Source organism: Arthrobacter sp. K410C (assembly GCF_059090105.1).
This window is the reverse complement of sequence record NZ_JBNHFJ010000005.1, coordinates 210480-224079: the sequence shown is the minus strand read 5'-3', so window position 1 is coordinate 224079 and position 13600 is coordinate 210480. Positions and strand designations below refer to the sequence as shown.

General features: G+C 67.9%; 11 protein-coding genes. 6 read left to right on the top strand and 5 right to left on the bottom strand.

Going from position 1 to position 13600, the window contains the following annotated elements; genetic code table 11:
- Window positions 1-194: 194 nt before the first annotated feature.
- Complete coding sequence (locus AC5RU7_RS10585; protein WP_494052206.1) at window positions 195-1769, top strand: sensor histidine kinase; 1575 nt, start codon at window positions 195-197, stop codon at window positions 1767-1769.
- Window positions 1766-2431, top strand: coding sequence for a response regulator (locus tag AC5RU7_RS10580; RefSeq protein WP_494052170.1), 666 nt, complete (start codon window positions 1766-1768; stop codon window positions 2429-2431). The genes AC5RU7_RS10585 and AC5RU7_RS10580 overlap by 4 nt, the downstream gene beginning before the upstream one ends.
- A 22-nt stretch (window positions 2432-2453) precedes the next feature.
- On the opposite strand, the gene AC5RU7_RS10575 is transcribed toward AC5RU7_RS10580, so the two are convergent.
- The 3 genes from AC5RU7_RS10575 to hutG all read right to left on the bottom strand — a co-directional run bounded on the left by AC5RU7_RS10575 (window position 2454) and on the right by hutG (window position 4992).
- Entirely contained in the window at window positions 2454-3464 is a 1011-nt protein-coding gene (locus tag AC5RU7_RS10575) for a cation diffusion facilitator family transporter (protein WP_494052169.1), read from the bottom strand.
- Window positions 3461-3952, bottom strand: coding sequence for a type 2 periplasmic-binding domain-containing protein (locus tag AC5RU7_RS10570; protein WP_494052168.1), 492 nt, complete (start codon window positions 3950-3952; stop codon window positions 3461-3463). The genes AC5RU7_RS10575 and AC5RU7_RS10570 overlap by 4 nt, the downstream gene beginning before the upstream one ends.
- Before the next feature lie 86 nt (window positions 3953-4038).
- Entirely contained in the window at window positions 4039-4992 is a 954-nt protein-coding gene (hutG, locus tag AC5RU7_RS10565) for a formimidoylglutamase (RefSeq protein WP_494052167.1), read from the bottom strand.
- 187 nt (window positions 4993-5179) lie between these two features.
- Between hutG and AC5RU7_RS10560 the strand changes: the two genes are divergently transcribed.
- A complete protein-coding gene (locus AC5RU7_RS10560; RefSeq protein WP_494052166.1) occupies window positions 5180-6484 on the top strand; it encodes a cation:proton antiporter in 1305 nt (434 codons plus the stop codon).
- Window positions 6485-6486: 2 nt separating this feature from the next.
- Here the strand turns inward: AC5RU7_RS10560 and AC5RU7_RS10555 are convergent, their stop codons facing one another.
- Window positions 6487-7929 carry an NCS2 family permease gene (locus AC5RU7_RS10555; protein WP_494052165.1) on the bottom strand — a complete coding sequence of 481 codons (1443 nt, stop codon included), beginning with the start codon at window positions 7927-7929 and terminating at the stop codon, window positions 6487-6489.
- Between the two features lie 110 nt (window positions 7930-8039).
- Here AC5RU7_RS10555 and AC5RU7_RS10550 point away from each other — a divergent pair, with 110 nt between their 5' ends.
- Window positions 8040-8651 carry a copper resistance CopC family protein gene (locus AC5RU7_RS10550; protein ID WP_494052164.1) on the top strand — a complete coding sequence of 204 codons (612 nt, stop codon included), beginning with the start codon at window positions 8040-8042 and terminating at the stop codon, window positions 8649-8651.
- A gap of 57 nt (window positions 8652-8708) precedes the next feature.
- Here the strand turns inward: AC5RU7_RS10550 and AC5RU7_RS10545 are convergent, their stop codons facing one another.
- Complete coding sequence (locus AC5RU7_RS10545; RefSeq protein ID WP_494052205.1) at window positions 8709-9329, bottom strand: NAD(P)-binding protein; 621 nt, start codon at window positions 9327-9329, stop codon at window positions 8709-8711.
- Between the two features lie 430 nt (window positions 9330-9759).
- On the opposite strand from AC5RU7_RS10545, the gene AC5RU7_RS10540 reads away from it, so the two are divergent.
- Window positions 9760-10800: a universal stress protein gene (locus tag AC5RU7_RS10540; protein ID WP_494052163.1), complete on the top strand. Its 1041-nt coding sequence runs from the start codon at window positions 9760-9762 to the stop codon at window positions 10798-10800.
- A 32-nt stretch (window positions 10801-10832) separates the two neighbouring features.
- A complete protein-coding gene (locus AC5RU7_RS10535; protein WP_494052162.1) occupies window positions 10833-13592 on the top strand; it encodes a PEP/pyruvate-binding domain-containing protein in 2760 nt (919 codons plus the stop codon).
- Window positions 13593-13600: the final 8 nt, after the last annotated feature.

Here is a 13600-nt window from a genome sequence, read left to right as displayed (position 1 = left end):
GCGCCGTGATGCCGGTCACTCTTGTGTACGCAGAGAAAGTTGAGTTCATTAAGTTCACGTTCCATGGGATGCGTGCCAACTCTCCGGCCCCGGCGCCGTGGGTGCGGGTGGGATATAGTTCCCGGTAATTACGGCAGGGACCAGGCCGGCATGGGAATCAAAGGGAAGCAAGCACAGTGACTCGACGAAGAGGGATGTCCCTCGCGGGGCAGTACCTCCTGCTGCAGTTGCTGATCGTGTTGGCGGTCCTGGTGGCCGTAGTGGCCATTTCCCTGGCCCAGTCCGCCGCCTCCTTCGAGCGGGTCGAGGGCCGCCGTGCCCTCTCCGCGGCCGAGGCGCTGGGCAGCAATCCCGCGGTCCGTGAGCTCCTTCCCACCGCAGAACCCCGGGCCGGGGCGGCCCTGCCGGCCGTGGCAGAGTCCGTCCGCACCGTTTCCGGGTCCTCCCAGGTGGCGCTGGCGAAGATGGACCGGACGGTGGTGGCGTCCTCGGACCCCGGGCTGCTCGGACAGCCCCTGGAACTGGGCGACAGCCGGGTCCTGGAGGGCCGGGCGTGGACGGGCGTGGTGGCCGGCGGCGGCAGCACCGTCCTCTCCGCCCACGTCCCGGTACTGGACGACGCCGGGAAGATGATCGGGATCGCGGCCATCAGCAGGGACTATCCCACCACTTTGGAGCGGCTGGGCGACGCTGTCCCCAACCTGCTCACCTATGTGGGCGTTGCCAGTGTCCTGGGCGTTGCCGGGTCCTTCCTGCTGTCCCGGCGCGTCAAGCGGCAGACCCTCGGCATGGAGCCGAGCGAGATCACCGGGCTGGTGGAAAACCGTGAGGCTATGCTGCACGGGCTCAAGGAGGGCGTGGTCGCCCTTGACCCGAACGAACGCATCACCGTGGCCAATGACAGCGCCCGGGAACTGCTGGGCCTGCCGGAGGACTGCGTCGGCAAAAGGCTGAATTCACTCCCGGTGGATCCGGCCCTGAAAGTGGTGCTCACCCGCGAACAGCCGGACCCGGACCAGCTGGTGTTGGTGGGTGAACGGCTGGTGGTCCTGAACCGGGTGCCCATCCGGTCGCGCGGCCGGGAGATTGGTTCCGTCACCACGCTGCGTGACCGGACCGAGCTGTCCTCGCTGGAGCGGGAGCTCGGCGCCACCCGGACCGCCACCGATACGCTGCGCGCCCAGGCCCACGAGTTCGCCAACCAATTGCACGTCATTTCCGGGCTGATCCAGATCGGCGACTACGATTCCGTGGTGCAGTTCGTCAACGGGGCCACCGTGGACCGGACCCGGCTCAATGACGAGGTCACGGTCAGGATCCAGGATCCAGCCCTGGCCGCGCTGCTGATTGCCAAATCCAGCCTGGCCGCGGAACGCAACGTCACCCTCCAGTTGGACCCCGCCTCGGCCCTGGGTCCCGTCAGCGACGAGCTTTCGCGCGACCTCGCCACCGTGGCGGGAAACCTCGTGGACAACGCGTTCGACGCCGTCTCCGGGGTCGGGCAGGCAACCGTCCGGGTGCTGGTGAAGGACAGCGGGGACCAGGTCACCCTCACCGTGCGGGACAACGGGCCCGGAGTTCCGCCGGAGGCCGTAGAGGATATTTTCCGGCAGGGCTTCACCACCAAAGCCTCCGTGCGGGAAGGCGGCCGCGGGTTCGGCCTGGCCCTGTCCCGCGTGGTCTGCCGCCGGTCCGGCGGCGACCTGACGGTGGACAATGACAACGGGGCGGTTTTCACCGCCCGCTTCACACGAGGTGCACATTCATGATTAAGGTCCTGATAGTCGATGACGACTTCATGGTGGCCAAGGTCCACGCCGGGTTCATCCAGCGGACTCCCGGCTTCACTGTGGTGGGTGCCGCGCACACCGGCGCCCAGGCCGTCGTCGAAACCGAACGCCTGCAGCCGGACCTGGTGCTGCTGGACATCCATCTCCCCGACATCAACGGCCTAGACCTCATGCACCGGCTTCGCGAGGCGGCCCCGGAACTTGACGTGCTGGTAATCAGTGCCGCCCGTGAAGTGGAAACGGTGCGGAAGGCGCTGCGCGGCGGCATTGTGCACTACCTCATCAAGCCCTTCTCCCAGACGGACCTCCAGGAGCGCCTGGAGCACTACCGGAGCGCGTACCAGGCCCTCGACTCGGCCAAGGACATCGCCGAGCAGTCGGACGTCAACCGCGTGTTCGGGCTGGACAGGACCGAACGGCCGCTGCCCAAGGGCTGCAGCGTGGAGACCCTGAAACTGGTGGAGGACGCGCTGAAGGAGGCCGACGGCGACCTGTCGGCTGCCGAGGTAGCCGAACAGCTGGGCACGTCCCGGGTCAGCGCCCGCCGCTACCTCGAGTACCTGAATGACGAGGGCCTGCTCGAGGTGCGGCTGAAGTACGGGGTGGGGCGGCCGGAGCGCAGGTACCTGCTGAAGGCCTGACGCTCTCTGTATCCTCAAACCCTTAGCGCTCGCCGCCCGTCGTCGGGCCGGGCAGGAACTCGGAAGGCAGTTCAGCCACCGGAACGATCACCATGTCCTGCACCTTCCAGTCGAAGGCGATGCACGCCTCGCGGGCCTCTTCCAGCTGCTCCAGGCTGGGCATGCCCCCGTGGGCGGGCACCACGAACGATTCCACGTGGAACACATGCCCCTCGTCGCGGATGCGGGACCGGGCCTCCTGCGTCCAGGGTAATCCGCGGAGGTAGGTGTCCAGCCGGCGCGCCAGCGGGTGCGGTGCTTCGTCGTCGTACGTCATGGCCCTTTTGTCCATCAGCGCCGAGACCGCTCCGCGGGTGTTGCGGATGCCGTCATGCAGGATGCTGCCGGAGATGAGGATGGCCGCGGCATAGTCCGCCCACCACAGGCCCAGGCCAATGCCCGCTACCCCGGCCACTGCAGCAACAGCGGTCATCCAGTCGGCCTTGTTCATGTCCGCGTCGGCGTACAGGACCTTGTCGTGCAGCTGTTCGGCGAGTTTCATTTTTGCCCTGCCCAGGAAGACAGGAGGCGCCGCGGTGAGGATCATGACGCCCATCATCAGCCAGCCCAGCCAGAGGGTGGTGCCGAAGAGGTTGATGCCGCCGATGGTGGGGTGCTCGGCTGTCAGCAGTCCAAGCGCGGACTCCACCAGCAGGTAGCCGCCCATCACGGTCAGGGCCACGGCGGCAACCAGGTGCGCCACACCGGTGGCCCGGTGGTAGCCATAGGGATGCTTCTCCGACGGCGGTTTGCGGATGGCGTGTGCAGCCACCAGGAAGGAGATGGGCGGCAGAAAGGAGAGCAGGTCCTCGATCCAGGCAGCCTTCATTGCCTGCGAGTTCCCGAGCACCAGGAACACCAGGGTGGTGGTGATCACCAGGAAGCCCATGGTGATCCATTCGGTCCTGATGGCCTTGCGCAAGGCTTCCTGCTGTTCGGGCGGTAGCTCGGTATGGCCGAACCGGACGGACTGGGTGCTGTTGGTCCCGATCATGACCTCCCGCCTTCCAGCAGGAACCGGTCCAGCTCGAGAAGGAAGGCGTTTTCGCCCATAGGGACCAGCATGACGTGCTTGTGCAAGGAACCACGGCTGTCGCGGGACTCCGTGTATGGCCGGGTCAGTCCGGCATGGGTGGACCACGGTGTCTTATCGTCCAGGCCACCGATCACCAGATCCAGTTCTCCGTGCTTGAGCTCATCGGCCAGGACCTGTTCCGTGCCCGTGACCCACTCGATGTCCGCCCTAAGCCGCTCCGCGAACCGCTGAACCAGCTCGGCTTCCTTGCCCTCGACCCTGGCCGCGCCGCCGCCGCTGCCGGCCGGAAGCCGGACCCAGTCCCCGTTGGGGCTGGCGCCCACCCGGAGCGTTCCGCCGCGCACCCGATCCAGTGTCCCTTCCGGGTCTGCCGGATAGCTGCTGCCGCACCCGGCCAGGGCCAGCAGCGCGGCCAGCAGCAGGAAAAGCAATTTGCAGCGCCGCATGGTCAACTCCTTCCAGCTGAAGATCCACCCTCATAATAGACAGCATGCTTATCACTTTGTGGATTTCAGTGGAGGACTGCGTACCGTCAGCGCAAGAGGGTGTCCAGGAGCCGCGCGGCAACCCTTGCGGTCCGCCCGTCCACGTCGATGGCAGGGTTCAGTTCCGCAATGTCGAGGTGCGCGAGTTTGCCGCTGGCAGCCACCTGCCGGCACACGGCGGCGATGACCGGAAGGGGAACGCCGAACGCGGCGGGGGCGCTGACGCCGGGCGCCACGCCGGCGGGGAGCACATCCAGGTCGATGGTCAGGTAGAGGACGTCGATGTCCGCAAGGAAGGACGCCACGAACTCCCGGACGCGGTCCGTCCCGCAGTCCTCGTCCAGCAGGTACTGCACACCCAGGTGCCGGGCGGTGTCGAACAGTGCCCGGGTGTTGTTGGCCTCCGAAATGCCGACGACGGCATACCGGAACTGGCGGCCGGCGGCGGCTTCAGCGCGGGCCATCTGGAGGAACGGCGTGCCGGAGCTGGGAACCGGCTCGTCCCGCAGGTCGAAATGGGCGTCGAGGTTCAGCACACCCAGGCGGGCGCCCTGCTGGACCGCCTGGGATGCACTCATTCCCAGATAGCTGGCGTAAGCGGTCTCGTGGCCCCCGCCGAGGACCGCCGTGAGGTGCCCGGCGTCGAGCAGTTCGGAGACCGCGCTGCCGAGCCGCGCCTGGGCGTCCTCGAGCGCACCCTCGGACACGGCCACGTCGCCTGCGTCCGCCACGGAACGGTCCGAGTGGAAGGCCAGGGGGCCCAGGGCTTTGCGGATTGCGGCAGGTGCGGCTGCGGCGCCGGTCCTGCCCTTGTTGCGGCGCACCCCTTCATCGCTCGCAAAGCCCAGCAGCACTGCGGGCCTGGAGGAGGTTCCGGAATCGCCGGTACCGGTGAAGGGCACCACCGCCTGCCACCAGCGGCGGTGTTCGGGGGCATCGCCGTCGAACCTTCCCGTCCAGGGCTGGGGCGGGACATCGACGGAAGGTTTCACGGAAGCCATGCCTCCAGCTCACCGCATGCCGGAGGCGAAAACCAGCAGCGCCGCCGCGGTGGTGTCTGGAATGCAAGAAAGCGACTCCCGGCGCTGCCGGGCCTAAGTGCAGGGGCTATGGTGGAGCAAGCCCTCCCGGGACCGCACTACGTTGCCTGCGCCGGACCGGCGCAACGAACAGGCCGGAGAACAGCACGTGTTTGAAGCCCCCAATATCCTGTTTGCCGCGGGAGGCCTGGCGGTGTTTACCGCCGCTGTGTTGCCCAAACTGCTGCGCAACATGCCGTTTTCGATGCCCATGGTCTTCCTCGGCGCGGGGATGGCGGCCTTTGCCTTGATTCCGACCCTGCCTGACCCTGACCCCCTGGCCCACGGCGACTTTGCCTTGCATCTTTCCGAGCTCTGCGTGATCATCTCGCTGATGGGTGCCGGACTGGCGCTGGACCGGCCACTGGGCCGCAGGAGCTGGTCCACCACCTGGCGGCTGCTGGGAGTGGCCATGCCGCTGTGCATCGTGCTCCTCACAGTGCTCGGGATGGGGTTCCTGGGGCTGGGCCTGGGTGCCGCCCTGCTGGTGGCCTCGAGCCTCGCCCCCACGGACCCTGTCCTCGCGTCGGAGGTCCAGGTGGGTGAACCGGCGGATAACGACGACGATGCCAACCAGGAGGACGAAGTGCGGTTCGGCCTCACCTCCGAAGCCGGCCTTAACGACGGCCTGGCGTTCCCCTTCGTGTACCTGGCCATTGCCATCAGCATCGCCGGTTCAGACCCCGCGGTATGGTTTCCGCAGTGGTTTGGCCTGGACGTGCTGTGGCGGCTGGCCATCGGCCTGCTCCTGGGCTTCCTCACCGGCAAGCTGCTGGCCCGGGTCTTCTTTTCGGCCCGGAAGGAAAGCCTGCGGCTCTCCAACCACTCAGAGGGGTTCGTCGCCCTGGCCGCGACCTTCCTGGCGTACGGGCTGGCCGAGATGGTGGAGGGGTACGGGTTCATCGCCGTGTTCGTCTGCGCCGTCACCATCAGGGCCGCGGAGCACACGCACGGCTACCACCGTGTGCTGCACTCCTACGTGGAGCAGTTGGAACGGCTCCTGACGGTGGTCATCCTGGTCCTGCTCGGTGGTGCCATCGCGCGGGGCCTCCTGGCCGGGATGGGGATGGCGGAGGTGCTGGTGGCGCTGGTGTTCCTGCTGCTGGTCCGCCCGCTGGCCGGCTGGCTGGGACTGATGGGCGGGAAGACCGGCCCGCGGGAACGGATCGCCCTGTCCTTCTTCGGCATCCGGGGCATCGGCTCCCTGTACTACCTCTCCTACGCACTGGGCAAGGGCGAGTTCTCCGACCAGGGGGAGTGGCTCTGGGGCTTCATCGGGCTGGTGGTGGCCATGTCCATCGTCATCCACGGCGCCACCACCTCGCCGCTGATGAACCGGCTGGACCGGCTGCGGGAAAAGAAGGCTCGCGCAGTCTTGGGGGACGAAGGCCTGGCCCCGAACACGCCCGTGTAGGGCTACATTCCCAGGGCTGCCTCGATGGGACCTACGGCGAAGAACAAAAGGAATGCTGCGGCCACGGCCCACATCAGCGGGTGGATGTTCTTCACCCGGCCCTGGACGGTGCGGATCAGCACGTAGGCGATGAAGCCGGCGCCCAGGCCGTTGGCGATGGAGTAGGTGAAGGGCATCAGGGTGAAGGTCAGGAAGGCGGGGATGGCGATGCCCCAGTCCTGCCAGTCGATCTTGCCCACCTGGGACACCATCATGAAGCCCACCACCACCAGCGCCGGTGCCACGGCCTCGAACGGGACCAGGTTGATCAGCGGGGTAAAGAACATGGCCACCAGGAACAGCAGGCCCGTGACAATCGATGCGATGCCTGTCCGGGCGCCCTCGCCGATGCCGGCGCCGGCCTCGACGTAGATTTGGTTGGAGGACACGGACGCGCCGCCGCCAACAATGGCACCCAGCGCATCCACCTGGAGGACGCGGTCCACGTCCGGAATGTTGCCGTGCTCGTCCACGGTGCCTGCTTCATTGGCCAGGCCCACCATGGTGCCCATCGCATCGAAGAAGATGCTGAGCAGGATGACGAAGGCCAGCAGCGTGGCCGCCACGAAGCCCAGGCGTTCGAACGCGCCGAAGGGGTCTGCCTTGCCGATCAGGGAAAGGTCCGGTGCGGCCCACTCCGAGAACGAGGGGGCCACCAGGGACCACCCCTCGGGGTTGTATTCCTTGCCCGGAACCACGCTGGGGCCGATGCGCAGCGTCTGTTCCAGGATGACGGAGATGACCGTGGAGGTGATGATGCCGATCAGGATGGCGCCTTTGACCTTGCGCACCACCAGCGCGATGGTCAGGACCAAACCGAAGACAAACACCGCCGTCGGCCAGCCCAGGAGCTTGCCGTCAAAGCCCAGGCCCACCGGGACGGTTGTTCCGGCCACGTCCGGGATCCGCCGGACAAAGCCCGCGTTTACGAGCCCGATCAGGGCGATGAACAGGCCGATCCCCACCACGATGGCGGTCTTGAGCCCGTCCGGCACGGCCTTGAAGACGGCGGTCCGGAAGCCCGTGAGGACCAGGATCAGCATGGTCACGCCGGACAGGACCACCAGTCCCATCATGTCCGGCCACGTCAGCCCTGGGTTGGTGGCCACGGTGACGGCAACGAAGGCGTTGACGCCCAGGCCGGTGGCAAGTGCGAAGGGATGCTTGGCCCAGGCACCCATCAGGATGGTCAGGATGCCCGCGATGAACGCCGTCACCGCTGCAACCGCCGGGAACCCAAGCGTGGTGCCACTGGAATCGGGGCCCGAGAGGATCAGCGGGTTCAGCACCACGATGTAGCTCATGGCGAAGAAGGTGGCGAAGCCGCCGCGGATTTCGCGGGAGAGGTTGGAACCGCGCTCGGTGATCTTGAAATACCGGTCCAGGGCAGAGCCTTGCTTAAGCATTAGTCCTCCGGGGGAGTATGTGGGGATAACTGCATCCTATGGCGGCGGCGGCGGAGGGCCCGGCAAATTCCCCTAGTCTGTAAGGAAGCCAACACAAGGAGCAGTCCCGCATGCGCCCCATCCGCCGTCCACTGAGCTTCCTGCTCGGTTTCCTCGTCTTTGCCGCCGCAGTGCTGGGCCTGGCCGGTCCGGCCGCGGCCCACGACGCCGCAGAGTCCAGCAGCCCGGCGCAGGGCGCGTCGGTTCCCGCCCCGCCCGAACAGGTGTCGGTGACGTTTAACAACAACCCCCTGGGCATCGGCGCGTCCTTCTCGGTCAAGGATGCGTCAGGCACCGAATGGGCCGACGGGCCGGTGCAGATCGTTGACAACGTGGCGTCGCAAAAGCTTCGGCCGGGAGGACCGGCAGGGGCATACACGGTTTCATGGCGGGTGGTCAGTTCGGATTCACACCCCATTGAGGGCACCTTCGGCTTTTCCGCGGCCGGCGCTGCGGGAGGGGCTGCACCGGCAGGAAGTCCGACGGCGGCCGCTACAGTTCCGGGAATGGGTACGGCTGAGCCGGGCGCGACGGCGGAACCGTCGGTGCCGGTGAACACCGAACAGCCGTTTCAATGGAGCATTGTGATTTTCGCCGCTGTGGCCGTGGGCCTGCTCGTTGCCCTGGCGTTCATCGCAAAGCGTCGGCTGTCAGTTGGCGAAGATCAGGCGGACGCTGAGTAGCCGGCGCAAGAGATCCAGACGCGAACAGGTTCCGGACGGTCAGCGCGGTCAGCCCCGCTACCAGGACAGCATCGCCAGGGTTCCCGTTGCCGGGGATGCCAGGGTGTCTGGATGGACTTTGGCCGAAATGGCCAGGCCAACGGTCTTGGCCTGGCGCAGGACTTCCTTGGGGGAGGGCGTAATCAGCTCACCGACGCCCACCAGGTAGATACCGATAGCCCGCATGGCCGCAGCCAGGTTCCGCCCCACGGCGATGCCGAACTCGTTGATCATCCGCCGGAGCTGGCCCTGCGCACAGCGGGTCAGGACGATGTGGTCCGCCAGGAGGACACCTGTGGCCGTGTGGACCTCCCACTGCGGGGCGGCCTCGGCGGGAGCGCCGTCCACCATTGTCAGCTGCATTGCACGGGTGCTGTTCCGGACGTCCACCTTGTGGCTGGCGGCATAGTTCCGCAGGTGCCGCAGGATCTCGTTCCGCTCACGGAGGGTGGCGGGGTCCGCCGCATCGCAGCGCTGCAGCGAGGCCGTCGCTGGCTGGGCGGCGCCCAGGACGTCGAGGCCGTCCACCACGATGGAGTCCACCCCGCGCCGGCGCAGCTCGGCCGCCACGGCAAGGCCGGAAAGCCCCGTGCCAATGATCACGGTGGTGGTCTGTTCGGTCCCGGCACTCCCAGGCATGCTTGACACTACAGTTCCCTCCTTCGAAGTTTCGGCTGGTGCCGGCATCCTTGCCGGCGCGCGCGTTCCGTGCCCCCCCAAAGTCCGGCCGCAGCACATTGGAGGGCAGCCCTGGCAGGCGGTGCCTGCGGGCTTCCCGGACCAACAATGTCCTGAAGACTACAGAACATTTCCGGCCAGGGATAGCCCAAAACGCAAACATTCTTCTGCGGGTGAACGCGCTTTCCGAGAGGGTGTGGAAAGGCTGTGGATAACATGTGGATTTCCGCGCTGGTCAGGCTTGCGAAGGCATCGCGGACGGAGAATAGTGAGAAGCGGAGGCGGGTTGTTCCGCCGGCGCGTGCGGCTGCCCGCCGGGTGCGGGAAACGCTCCCCGCTTCTGGCAGAATAGCCGCAGCATCAGGCGGCAGTAGCGCAAGGAGGCGGCCCCATGGGCGCACACGAGTTGCATCCGGATCCGGCCCGGGACGGCGGAGGCACTTCCGCCACGCCCGAGGGAATCGTGGTTGGCGTTGACGGCTCGGACCACGGCCAGTGCGCCTTGGTGTGGGCGGCCCGTGAAGCCCAGCGCCGGCGTCGTCCCCTGCACATCGTTACCGCATACTCAGTGCCCATCTTCGCTGCGTCCGGCTTGGACGGCGGCTATGCCACAGTGGACGACTCCGTGATCCGTGAGGGTGCCGAGGCTGTTGTCCGGCAGGCCCTGCAGAAGGTTTCCCAGTACGACATCGAGGTGACCTCGTCCGTGGAAAACGGGGACGCCTCTGGGGTGCTGCTGGAGATGTCCGAAACTGCCGAACTCCTGGTGTTCGGCACCCGCGGCCGCGGCGGCTTCGTGGGCCGGCTCCTGGGGTCGGTAAGCAGCGCCCTGCCCGCCCACGCCAAGTGCCCCACGGTGACCGTGCCGCTCGTCTGCTCCGACCGGCTCGGCGAAACCACCGAGGACCGGCGCATCAGGGCTGAACAGGCAAAAGCCGGGCATCAACGCGTGGAAAACGTGGTGGTGGTGGGCGTGGACGGGTCCGAACAGGCCCGGGTTGCCGTACTGGAAGCAGCAGACCAGGCTGAGCGGCTGGGGGCCACCCTGCGCGTAGTCTGTGCCGTTCCCCAGTACAGCGGTTCGCTGGCCTGGGTTCCGGCACCGATGGACCGCAAGGCCCTTTTCGCTGACATCCAGGTGACCCTGGACGCCGGTATGGCCTGGCTCCGCAGCCACTACCCGGCCCTTCCCGCCGAATCGCAGTTGCGGGACGGATCACCGGTGGACGTGCTGGTGGAGGAAAGCCGCCACGTGGAGCTGGTGGTGGTGGGAACCCGCGGCCGCGGCGGCTTCACCGGGATGCTGCTGGGTTCCACGTCCGACGGCGTGCTGCACCACGCCAAAGGCCCCGTCATGGTGGTCCCGGACCGGGAAGACCCCCGGCTGGCGGACCGTGCCAGGTTCGGACCCATCCTCGGCGACGCCGCCTGATCCCGTAGCCCCGCCACCAGGGACACACGGACATGCGGCCGCACGCGGAGCCCGAGGGAAGCCTTGCGGCGGACAGTCCCGGACTGGTCCGGGACCTGTCCTCCGTGAACGCCGGCATGCTGGACCTGGCAGGAGGCAAGGCTGCCAACCTGGGCGAACTGATGTCCGCGGGCCTGCCCGTGCCGGACGGCTTTTGCCTCACCACGGAGGCGTACCGCCGGGCCACCGGCACGCCTTCCTCCCTGCTTCCCGGCATCGCCAACGTCCAGGCCGCCCTGAAGGCGGCGCCTGGTGCCGGCCCCTTGGATCCTTCGGAGCTGGCCGATCTTGCTGCGGGTGCCCGCAGCGCTATCCTGGCCGCACTGATCCCCAATGACGTAGCTGCCGCCGTTGAACAGGCCTACCGTGGGCTGGGCCAAAACGCGCCGGTGGCGGTGCGGTCATCTGCCACCGCTGAAGACCTGCCGTTCGCAAGTTTCGCCGGGCAGCAGGACACCTACCTCAATGTGGTAGGCGTCGAGCCAGTGCTGGAAGCGGTGCGGAAGTGCTGGGCGTCGCTGTGGACGGACCGTGCCACCGCATACCGCGCCAGCCTGGGCATTGATCCCACCGGCGTCGCCCTTGCCGTGGTGGTCCAGCGGATGGTGGAGGCAGAGACCGCCGGGGTCATGTTCACCGCCAACCCGCTGACGGGCCGCCGGGGCCACACCGTCATCGATGCCAGCCCCGGCCTGGGCGAGGCAGTAGTGTCCGGGGCGGTAAACCCGGACCACTACGTGGTTGATGCCCTGACAGGCAGGGTCCTGGAGCGGAAACCGGGGGACAAGAAGCTGGCGGTCCGGGCAGTCCCGGGAGGCGGGACCCGGACCATCGAGGCGGCCGGCGCCGCGGCGGGCGAGTGCCTTGCCGACAGCCAGGCCGCCGCGCTGGCACGGCTGGGCCGGCAGGCAGAGCAATACTTCGGAGCGCCGCAGGACATCGAATGGGCCATCGACGGCTCCGGAATCCTGTGGCTGACCCAGTCCAGGCCCATCACCACCCTCTATCCGGTCCCGCAGCGGTCCGAAGCGCACGGCAGCGGTAACGGCACCAGGGTCTACCTCTGCTTCAGCCTTGCGCAGGGCCTGACCCGGCCCATCACACCCATGGGACGGGCGGCATTCCGGCTCATCGCCTCCTCGGTGGCGCAGGCGGCAGGGTTCCACGTTCCCGATCCGCGCCGGGGGCCGTCCCCCTACGCGGAAGCCGGGCAGCGGCTGTACTTCGACCTCACCACCCCGCTGCGAAGCACCGTGGGCCGGCGGATCCTTCCCCGCGTGTTCGACGTCATGGAGGCCCGCTCGGCCGGCCTGCTGAGGCAGCTCTTCGACGATCCGGCATTCTCCGTGACCCGCCGGACGCCGCTGGCGCTGCTCCGCCATGTTGTTCCCGCCGCGGTCCGGGCCAGGGCCCCCGAGTCGGTCCTGCGGGGGATGTTCAGGCCCGCTGCTGCACTCCGTCGCCTGGACCGCTTCACCCGCGAGTTCGAGGCGGCGCTGGAGGCACCGGACGCCGCCGGACCCGCCAGGCGCCTCGAGCACGCCGAAATGCTCCTGCGGACCCGCCTGTTCGCCATCGTTCCCGCCATCCTGCCGCTTCCCGCCCTGGGATTCGCCATGATGGCCGTGGCGGGGAGGGTGCTGGGCGGCACCCGGTGGGACGAACTCCAGCCGGTGCTTCGGGGCCTGCCCAACAACGTGACCACCGAGATGGACTTGGAGCTGTGGCGGCTCGCCGTCGCCATCAGGGACGACGCCGAGTCATACACCGCCCTCACAACCCAGGACCCCTCAGGCCTGGCCAAGGACTTCCAGGCCGGACGTGTCCCCGCCCGGCTTGAGGCCGGCCTCACCAGGTTCCTCGACCGGTACGGCCACCGCGCAGTGGCGGAGATCGACGTCGGGATGCCGCGCTGGTCCGATGACCCCGCCCACATCATCGGTGTCCTGGCCAACTACCTTCGGCTGGAGGACCCGGACCTGGCACCTGACGTGCAGTTCAGCAAGGCGGCCGAGGATGCAAACGCGCAGGTTGCAAGGCTCGTAGCCCGTGCAGGGGCACGCAGCCGCGTGCACGCTATGGTGGTCCGGGCTGCCCTGCGGAGGGCGCGGCTCTTTGCCGGGCTGCGGGAGCTGCCGAAGTACCAGCTGGTCCTGGGCCTCGCGGAGGTCCGCAGGCAGCTGCGGCACGTGGGCAGGGAACTCGCCGAAGCCGGAATCCTTGAACAGCCCGACGACATTTTCTTCCTCGACTTCCACGAAGCGCATCAGGCGCTGCCGGAACAGGCAGGCGGCGGAGCCCTGGACCTGCGGGAGCTGGTGGCGGAGCGGCGGGCCGCTTATGAGTGGGAACTCGGGCGGCGGCGCGTCCCCCGGGTGCTGCTCTCGGACGGCACCGAGCTCGAGGCGCTGCAGCCGGCGGCTGGTGCAGCTTCGAACGGCGCGCTGGCCGGGAGCCCCGCCTCCGCGGGATCCGTGACAGCAGCTGCCCGTGTCATCCTGGATCCCGTGGGCGCACACCTTGAGCCCGGCGAAATCCTGGTGGCCCCGTCCACGGACCCCGGCTGGACCCCGCTGTTCCTCACGGCGGGCGGCCTGGTGATGGAAATGGGCGGCCCCAACTCCCATGGCGCGGTGGTGGCCCGGGAGTATGGCATTCCGGCCGTCGTTGGTGTTCCCGATGCCACGGGCAGGATCACCACCGGGCAGAGGGTTACGGTCGACGGCGGCTCGGGAACCGTGACGCCTGCGTGACCGGTGCC

Excerpts from the sequence above, each read along its gene's own strand:
- AC5RU7_RS10545 (WP_494052205.1), bottom strand. The coding sequence starts at position 9,329 with ATGCCTGGGAGTGCCGGGACCGAACAGACCACCACCGTGATCATTGGC.
- AC5RU7_RS10585 (WP_494052206.1), top strand. The coding sequence starts at position 195 with ATGTCCCTCGCGGGGCAGTACCTCCTGCTGCAGTTGCTGATCGTGTTG.
- AC5RU7_RS10540 (WP_494052163.1), top strand. The coding sequence starts at position 9,760 with ATGGGCGCACACGAGTTGCATCCGGATCCGGCCCGGGACGGCGGAGGC.
- AC5RU7_RS10555 (WP_494052165.1), bottom strand. The coding sequence starts at position 7,929 with ATGCTTAAGCAAGGCTCTGCCCTGGACCGGTATTTCAAGATCACCGAG.
- hutG (WP_494052167.1), bottom strand. The coding sequence starts at position 4,992 with ATGGCTTCCGTGAAACCTTCCGTCGATGTCCCGCCCCAGCCCTGGACG.
- AC5RU7_RS10550 (WP_494052164.1), top strand. The coding sequence starts at position 8,040 with ATGCGCCCCATCCGCCGTCCACTGAGCTTCCTGCTCGGTTTCCTCGTC.
- AC5RU7_RS10570 (WP_494052168.1), bottom strand. The coding sequence starts at position 3,952 with ATGCGGCGCTGCAAATTGCTTTTCCTGCTGCTGGCCGCGCTGCTGGCC.
- AC5RU7_RS10535 (WP_494052162.1), top strand. The coding sequence starts at position 10,833 with ATGCGGCCGCACGCGGAGCCCGAGGGAAGCCTTGCGGCGGACAGTCCC.
- AC5RU7_RS10580 (WP_494052170.1), top strand. The coding sequence starts at position 1,766 with ATGATTAAGGTCCTGATAGTCGATGACGACTTCATGGTGGCCAAGGTC.
- AC5RU7_RS10575 (WP_494052169.1), bottom strand. The coding sequence starts at position 3,464 with ATGATCGGGACCAACAGCACCCAGTCCGTCCGGTTCGGCCATACCGAG.